8 protein-coding genes and 1 tRNA gene are annotated in these 7,892 nt (G+C 70.5%); 3 read left to right on the top strand and 6 right to left on the bottom strand.

What is annotated here, in order from left to right; translation table 11 throughout:
• Window positions 1-1,136 (bottom strand): ABC transporter transmembrane domain-containing protein (locus tag AC2H6A_RS16085; RefSeq protein ID WP_484274725.1); only part of this gene is annotated, 1,136 nt, incomplete at its 3' end.
• Window positions 1,137-1,259: 123 nt separating this feature from the next.
• Between AC2H6A_RS16085 and AC2H6A_RS16080 the strand changes: the two genes are divergently transcribed.
• On the top strand, window positions 1,260-2,795 hold the full coding sequence (locus tag AC2H6A_RS16080; protein WP_484274723.1) for a UxaA family hydrolase: 1,536 nt from the start codon (window positions 1,260-1,262) through the stop codon (window positions 2,793-2,795).
• A gap of 65 nt (window positions 2,796-2,860) precedes the next feature.
• On the opposite strand, the gene proB is transcribed toward AC2H6A_RS16080, so the two are convergent.
• The 4 genes from proB to rplU form a co-directional block, all read right to left on the bottom strand.
• Window positions 2,861-4,033 (bottom strand): glutamate 5-kinase, encoded by a 1,173-nt coding sequence (proB, locus tag AC2H6A_RS16075; protein ID WP_484274722.1) that lies wholly within the window; start codon window positions 4,031-4,033, stop codon window positions 2,861-2,863.
• A complete protein-coding gene (gene obgE, locus AC2H6A_RS16070) occupies window positions 4,030-5,163 on the bottom strand; it encodes a GTPase ObgE (RefSeq protein ID WP_484274721.1) in 1,134 nt (377 codons plus the stop codon). The genes proB and obgE overlap by 4 nt, the downstream gene beginning before the upstream one ends.
• A gap of 76 nt (window positions 5,164-5,239) precedes the next feature.
• Window positions 5,240-5,518 (bottom strand): 50S ribosomal protein L27, encoded by a 279-nt coding sequence (gene rpmA, locus AC2H6A_RS16065; RefSeq protein WP_484274719.1) that lies wholly within the window; start codon window positions 5,516-5,518, stop codon window positions 5,240-5,242.
• Between the two features lie 12 nt (window positions 5,519-5,530).
• Complete coding sequence (rplU, locus tag AC2H6A_RS16060; RefSeq protein WP_484274718.1) at window positions 5,531-5,875, bottom strand: 50S ribosomal protein L21; 345 nt, start codon at window positions 5,873-5,875, stop codon at window positions 5,531-5,533.
• A gap of 99 nt (window positions 5,876-5,974) precedes the next feature.
• Here rplU and AC2H6A_RS16055 point away from each other — a divergent pair, with 99 nt between their 5' ends.
• Window positions 5,975-6,943: a polyprenyl synthetase family protein gene (locus tag AC2H6A_RS16055; protein ID WP_484274717.1), complete on the top strand. Its 969-nt coding sequence runs from the start codon at window positions 5,975-5,977 to the stop codon at window positions 6,941-6,943.
• Between the two features lie 111 nt (window positions 6,944-7,054).
• Window positions 7,055-7,131: transfer RNA gene (locus AC2H6A_RS16050), tRNA-Pro, on the top strand.
• Between the two features lie 29 nt (window positions 7,132-7,160).
• Here the strand turns inward: AC2H6A_RS16050 and AC2H6A_RS16045 are convergent.
• Window positions 7,161-7,751: a glutathione peroxidase gene (locus AC2H6A_RS16045; protein ID WP_484274716.1), complete on the bottom strand. Its 591-nt coding sequence runs from the start codon at window positions 7,749-7,751 to the stop codon at window positions 7,161-7,163.
• Window positions 7,752-7,892: the final 141 nt, after the last annotated feature.

The following is a 7,892-nucleotide window of genomic DNA, read 5'->3' as shown; positions in this document are numbered from 1 at the left end:
GCGACGGTCGGGCCCGGTGCCACGCGGAAATCCCGGTCGGCGAGAGCGGGCTCGGCAGGGCGCGAGGGGTTGCAGAAGCTGCCGGCATCGAAGCTGAGCGCCGCGGCCGGGGCGGCGCCCGCCCGGGCGGGCACGGGCGTGGCCGCGCCATCGTGCGGCCCGCGGATGCGCGGCTGCGCCGCGAGCAGCTCGAGCAGCCGTTCGGCCGCGCCGGCGGCCCGCTGCACATCGCCCATCACCTCCGAGAGCGCGCCCACCGAGCCCGCGACGATGCCGGCATAGAGGATGAACTGGGTGAGCTCGCCCGCGCTCATGCGCCCCTGCAGCACCGCCTGCGCGCCCAGCCAGAGCACGAAGACGATGGTGCCGAACACCAGCACGATGGCCATCGCGGTGAGGATGGCGCGTGCCCGGGTGCGGCGCACCGCGGCCGTGAACGCGGTCTCGGCCGCCGCCCGGAAGCGCGCCGCCTCGAAGGCCTCGCGGGCATAGGCCTGCACGATCTGGATCGCCGACAGGGTCTCGCCGGCCAGCGCACTGCTGTCGGCGATGCGGTCCTGGCTGGCCCGCGAGAGCCGCCGCACCCGACGGCCGAAGAACAGGATGGGGAGGATCACCACCACCAGCAGCACCACGATCAGGCCGGCGAGGCGGGCGCTGGTGGCCAGCAGCATGACCAGACCGCCCGCGAACAGCACCGCGTTGCGCAGGCCCATCGACACGCTGGTGCCCACCAGGGTCTGGATGAGCGTGGTGTCGGCGCTCAGGCGCGAGAGCACCTCGCCACTGCGCAGGGTCTCGAAGAACACCGGGTCCTGGCGCAGCACGCTGGCATAGACCGCGGCGCGCAGGTCGGCGGTGACCCGCTCGCCCAGCCAGGACACGAAGTAGAACCGCGTGGCGGTGCCCAGCGCGAGCACGACCGCAACCCCGAAGAGCGCCAGGAACCAGATGTCGACATGGCCGCCGCGCGCCGCTTCGGCCTGCAGGCTGCGCACGGCAAAGCCGATGTCGATGAGCTGGCGAAACGCCACCGGCACGGTGAGCGTGGCCGCAGCGGCCACCAGCAGCGCGAGGCCGGCGGCGACGACGCGTGAGCGGTAGGGCGCGAGGAAAGGGAGCAGGCCACGAAGCACTGCCCACGCGGCGGATCGGCCAGGGGGGCGCGCCGACGCGTCCGCGTGCGGGGACGGGGGCATGCGCGCTAGTATACGGACCCGCGTCGCGGGCCCGGCGGCGCTGCTCAATGAAGGTAAGCCATGTCGAATGTGGTCTCGCTGATCCGCCGCCCCACCCTGCGCCTGAACCCCGCCGACGATGTCGTGATCGCGGCCAGGCCGCTGCCGGCGGGCTCGCGCATCGATGCCGAGAGCGTCACCTGCGCGCAGGCCATTCCGGCCGGCCACAAGCTCGCGGTGCGCGCGGTGGCCCGAGGCAACCCGGTGCGCCGCTACAACCAGATCATCGGCTTTGCCACCCGCGACATCGCGCCCGGTGATCATGTGCACACCCACAACCTCGCGTTCGAGATGTTCGAGCGCGACTACGCGGTGGGTGTCGATCTCAAGCCGGTCACGCCCCCGGCGCAGCCGGCCAGCTTCATGGGCATCGTGCGGGCCGACGGCCGGGTGGCCACCCGCAACTACATCGGCGTGGTGTCCACCGTGAACTGCTCGGCCTCGGTGTCGCGGCAGGTGGCCGCGCACTTCACCCCCGAGCGGCTGGCCGAATTCCCGAATGTCGACGGCGTGGTGCCCATCACCCACGCCTCGGGCTGCGGCATGGACTCCGCCGGCGAGGGCATCGACATCCTGCGCAAGACCATCGCCGGCTACTGCCGGCACGCCAACTTCGCCGGCGTGGTGATCATCGGCCTGGGCTGCGAAGCCAACCAGATGGACGCGCTCTTCCAGGCCGAGCAGATGGACGAAGGCGCCCTGCTGCGGCCCCTGGTCATCCAGACCAGCGGCGGCAGCCGCAAGACCATCGAGGCCGGCGTGGCCGCGGTGGCCTCGATGCTGCCCGCAGCCAATGCGGTGCGGCGCCAGCCGGTGCCGGCCAGCCACCTGACCGTGGGCCTGCAGTGCGGCGGCTCCGATGGCTACTCGGGCATCACCGCCAACCCGGCGCTGGGCGCGGCCTGTGACCTGCTGGTGGCGCACGGCGGCACGGTCATCCTCTCGGAAACGCCCGAGATCTACGGCGCCGAGCACCTGCTCACCCGCCGCGCGGTCTCGCAGGCGGTGGCCGACAAGCTCATCGCCCGCATCCGCTGGTGGGAGGACTACACCGCGCGCAACGCCGGGAGCATGGACAACAACCCCTCGCCAGGCAACAAGGCGGGCGGGCTCACCACCATCCTCGAGAAGTCGCTGGGCGCGGTCGCCAAGGGCGGCACCACCAACCTGGTCGATGTGTTCGAGTACGCCGACGCAGTCACCGCCAAGGGCTTCGTGTTCATGGACACCCCTGGCTACGACCCGGTCTCGGCCACCGGCCAGGTGGCGGGCGGCGCCACGCTGATCTGCTTCACCACCGGCCGCGGCTCGGTCTACGGCTGCAAGCCCTCGCCGTCGATCAAGCTCGCCACCAACACGCCGCTCTACGAACGCATGAGCGACGACATGGACATCAACTGCGGCGAGATCGTCGATGGCACGGTCAGCGTGCAGGACAAGGGCCGCGAGATCTTCGAGCTGATGCTGCGGGTGGCCAGCGGCGAGGGCACGCGCAGCGAGGCACTGGGCATGGGCAACGATGAATTCGTGCCCTGGCAGCTCGGCGCGGTGATGTAGGCAGCACCGCCCTGGGTAGGCAGCACCGCCACGGCGCGGCGGGCGCGCCGCGACGCGCGCCGGTGTCAGCGCAGGATCAGGTTGTCGCGGTGGATCAGCTCGGGCTCTTCGCTGAAGCCCAGGATCGCCTCGATCTCCGATGAGGCCCGGCGCATGATCAGGCGGGTCTCGGAGCTGGCGTAGTTGATCAGGCCACGGGCAATCTCGCGGCCTTCCGGGTCGCGACAGGCCACCACCTCGCCGCGCTCGAACTCGCCGCTCACCTCGGTCACGCCGATGGGCAGCAGGCTCTTGCCGGCATGGCTGAGCGCATGCGCGGCACCGGCATCGAGGATGAGCGCGCCGCGCAGCTGCAGGTGATCGGCCAGCCACTGCTTGCGCGAGGCAAGCCGCGGGGTGAGCGCCACGAAACAGGTGCCGATCGCCTCGCCCTGCGCCAGGCGCTCGAGCACGCCGGGCTCGCGTCCGGAGGCGACCACGGTGTGTGCGCCGCTACCGGCGGCACGACGGGCAGCCAGCACCTTGGTGATCATGCCGCCCTTGCCGATCGCGCTGCCGGCACCGCCGGCCATGGCCTCGAGCGCGGGATCGCCGGCGCTGACCTGCGGCAGCAGCCGGGCGGAAGGGTCGCGGCGCGGATCGGCGGTGTACAGGCCGGCCTGGTCGGTGAGGATGACCAGGGCATCGCCATCGATGAGGTTGGTGACCAGCGAGGCCAGGGTGTCGTTGTCGCCGACCTTGATCTCGTCGGTGACCACGGTGTCGTTCTCGTTGATGATCGGCACCACACCCAGCCGCAGCAGGGTGAGCAGCGTGGAGCGGGCATTGAGGTAGCGGCGCCGGTCGGCCAGGTCTTCATGGGTGAGCAACACCAGCGCGGTGGCCAGCCCCGAGTCGCGAAAGCAGCTCTCGTAGACCTGAGCCATGCCCATCTGGCCCACCGCTGCTGCGGCCTGCAGCTCATGGATCTCGCGCGGACGGCGCGCCCAGCCCAGGCGCTTCATGCCTTCGGCGATCGCGCCCGAAGACACCATGGCCACCTGCTTGCCGGCAGCGCGCAGCGCGGCGATCTGCCGGCCCCACTGCGCGATCGCGCCGGCATCGAGACCCTTGCCGTCGTTGGTGACCAGGCTGGAACCGACCTTGACCACCACCCGCTGGGCATCGGCCACCACGGCGCGCGCCGCCTGCGCGGCGCCGGCGGACAGGGCATCGCTGTCCGGCGAGCCGGTGCTCATGGCGACGGCTCCGTGGCCGACGAGACCGGCGCAGCCGAGTCCGCCGTCGGGGCCACGGGCGCGTCGAAGCGCGGATCGCGCTCGGCGGGCTCGGGCTCGCGGCGCGCCTCCAGCCAGGCGTGGACTTCGCGCATCAGCTCCTCGCAGCCCTCGCGGGTGAGGCCCGAGACCGCGAACACCCGCGACACCGGCAGCGCCGAACGGCCGCGGCCGCGGAAACGCCGCACGAAGTCGTCGATGCGGGCCTGGCGCTCTTCGGGCGCGATGGTGTCGATCTTGCTGAGCACCAGCCAGCGCGGCTTGTCGGCGAGCGCCGGGTCGTACTTGCGCAGCTCCTTGATGATCGCCCGGGCGTCGCGGGCCGGATCGGCCTCGGGATCGAAGGGCATCAGGTCGACCAGATGCAGCAGCAGGCCGGTGCGCTGCAGATGACGCAGAAACTGGTGCCCCAGCCCGGCACCCTCGGCGGCACCCTCGATCAGGCCGGGAATGTCGGCCAGCACGAAGCTCTTCTCGGGGCCGACCCGGACCACCCCGAGATTGGGATGCAAGGTGGTGAACGGATAGTCGGCGATCTTGGGCCGCGCGTTGCTGACCGCTGCGATCAGCGTGGACTTGCCGGCATTGGGCAGCCCGAGCAGACCGACATCGGCCAGCACCTTGAGCTCGAGCCGCAGCCGGCGATGCTCGCCCTCCCCGCCCGGGGTGAACTGGCGCGGCGCGCGATTGGTGCTCGACTTGAAATGGATGTTGCCCAGGCCGCCCTCGCCGGCGCGCGCGAGCAGCTCGCGCTGGCCGTGCACGGCAAGGTCGAAGAGCAGCTCGCCGCTGTCCTCGTCGTAGACCATGGTGCCCACCGGCATGCGCAGGGTGATGTCCTCGGCGGCCTTGCCGTACTGGTCGGAGCCGCGCCCGCGCTCGCCGCCGCGCGCCACATGCTTGCGGGCGTAGCGGAAGTCGACCAGGGTGTTGATGTTGCGGTCGGCCAGCGCGTAGACGCTGCCGCCGCGGCCGCCATCGCCGCCGTCGGGGCCGCCGCGGGGGATGAACTTCTCGCGCCGGAACGACACGATGCCGGTGCCGCCGTCGCCAGCGGTGACCTCGATGTGCGCTTCGTCGATGAACTTCATGGATCCCCCGCCTGCCGCCGCGGCAGCCAACAAAAAAGCCCCGCGAGGCGGGGCTGGTGGCGAGACCTGCCCGGCCTTACTGGGCCTGGGCGGCCTCGGGCAGCGGCAGAATGCTCACGGTATGGCGCCCGAGCGGGCCCTTGACCGCGAACTTCACCGAGCCGTCGATCAGCGCGAACAGGGTGAAGTCCTTGCCCACGCCGACATTCACGCCCGGGTGGAACCGGGTGCCGCGCTGGCGCACGATGATGGAACCGGCCGAGACCGTCTGACCGCCGTAGGCCTTGACCCCGAGCATCTTGGGCTGGGAATCACGGCCGTTGCGCGTGGAGCCGCCGCCTTTCTTCTGTGCCATGGTGGCTTCTCCTTAGACGGCCGCGGGCGCGAGCGACTCGCCCAGCGCCGAGGCGATCCGGCTGACCAGAACCTCGGTGTAGTTCTGCCGATGGCCCTGCTGTTTGCGGTAGTGCTTGCGACGGCGCATCTTGAAGATCATCACCTTGTCGTGACGACCCTGGGAGAGCACCGTGACCGAAACCGTGGCCCCGGCCACCAGCGGCGCGCCCACGACGATGTTCTCGCCGCTGCCCACTGCCAGGACCTGATCCAGGGTGATTTCGGTTCCGATGTCCGCCGGCATCTGTTCTATCTTGATCTTGTCGCCGGCTGCAACCTTGTACTGCTTGCCGCCGGTTTTTATGACCGCGTACATGGAAAACCTCGATGAGGGTGGGTTGACTGAACCAAAGATTATGGCATTGCCACGGGCGCAGGGCAAGTTCCGGGCGCCCGCCCTATAATGCGGGCGCCCATGAAACCGCTCGAGATGTTCCCGGCGCTGGCGGCCGACCTCGGCGAGGTCGACCGCGTCATCCGCTCGCGCCTTGCGTCCGAGGTGGTGCTGATCAACACCGTGGCCGAGTACATCATCGCCGCGGGCGGCAAGCGCATGCGCCCGGCGCTGCTGCTGCTGGTGGCCCGGGCGCTGGGCAGCACCAGCAGCCACCGCCACCTGCTGGCCGCGGTGGTCGAGTTCATCCACACGGCCACGCTGCTGCATGACGATGTGGTCGACGAGTCTTCGCTGCGCCGCGGGCGCCAGACCGCCAACGCCGCCTTCGGCAACGCCGCCAGCGTGCTGGTGGGCGACTTCCTCTACTCGCGGGCCTTCCAGATGATGGTCGAGGCCGACGACATGCGGGTGATGCGGGTGCTCTCCGACGCCACCAATGTCATCGCCGAGGGCGAGGTGCTGCAGCTCATCAACTGCAACGACCCCGATGTCGACGAGCAGCGCTACCTCACCGTCATCCGCTACAAGACCGCCAAGCTCTTCGAGGCGTCAGCGCAGCTCGGCGCCATCCTGGCCGGCGCACCGGCCGACATCGAGGCCGGCGCCGCCGAGTACGGCCGGCGCCTGGGCACGGCCTTCCAGCTCATCGACGATGTGCTCGACTACTCCGGCGTCACCAGCGACATCGGCAAGAATGTCGGCGACGACCTGCGCGAGGGCAAGCCCACCCTGCCGCTCATCCATGTGATGGCCACCGGCACCCCGGCCGAGCGCGACCTGGTCCGCGAGGCGATCACCAACGGCCACACCGAGCACTTCGAGGCCATCATGACGGCCATCGGCCGCACCGGCGCGCTCGACTATGCCCGTGCCCGTGCCCGCGACGAGGCGCAAGCCGCCAGCGCTGCCATCGACTGCCTGCCGGCTTCCGAGTTCAAGCAGGCTCTGCTATACTTCTCTGCTTACTCGATTCAGCGAGATCGCTGAAACGCCGGCCTGGCTCTCCCGACTCTGGCCGCCGGCGCGCATCGGGCAAGGGCTCGCGGCGCCAGCCGCAGGTCGAATGGACTGCCCGTCGGTGTCAACCGGCGCGGCCCTCGGGGTGTAGCTTAGCCTGGTAGAGCGCTACGTTCGGGACGTAGAGGCCGGAGGTTCGAATCCTCTCACCCCGACCAACCCACAGTTCCGAGTCCGCAACCCGCCCTCAGCGCGCGGCCAGCGCCGACTCGATTGCGCTCACCAGCCTGGGGTTGCTGGGCGCCACGCCGCTGCCGAAATGCGCGATCGCGCGACCGTCACGGCCCACCAGGTACTTGTTGAAGTTCCAGGCTGGCGGCTGGCCGGTGACGCGCGCCAGTTCGGCAAAGAGCGGGTGGGCCTGCTCGCCGCGCACCCGGGTCTCGGTGGCCATGGGGAATTTCACGCCGTAGGTGTTGAAGCACACCGCTGCGGTCTTGCGCGCGTCGGTGTCCTCCTGGCGGAAGTCGTTGGAGGGCACGCCGATCACCACCAGACCTCGGCCGGCGTAGCGGGCGTTGAGCGCCTCGAGGCCCTCGAACTGCCCGGTGAATCCGCAGTAGCTGGCGGTGTTGACCACCAGCAGCACCTTGCCGGCATGGGGGCACAGAGGCAGCGGCTGCTCGTCCTGCAGGCGGCGCAGGCTGTGCTGCAGGAGCGGCGGGCACGCGGCGCGGGCTGATGCAGGCGACGCGGCCGGAACGGCGATGCCGGCAAGCCCGAGCGCGCCGGCGAACGACAGCACAAGCTGCCGGCGGGATGCGACCGGGTCACTCATTCCGGCTTGATGCCGGCCTGACGGACCACGGTACCCCACTTGTCGATCTCGGCGCGCACGAAGGCACCGAACTGCGCGGGGCTGAGCGGCATGGTGTAGCCGCCCATCTCGGCGATGCGCTGCTTCACCTGAGGCATGGCC

Source organism: Quisquiliibacterium sp. (genome assembly GCF_982640115.1).
Note: the sequence above shows the minus strand (reverse complement) of the source record. Positions and strands in the feature narration are given on the sequence as shown.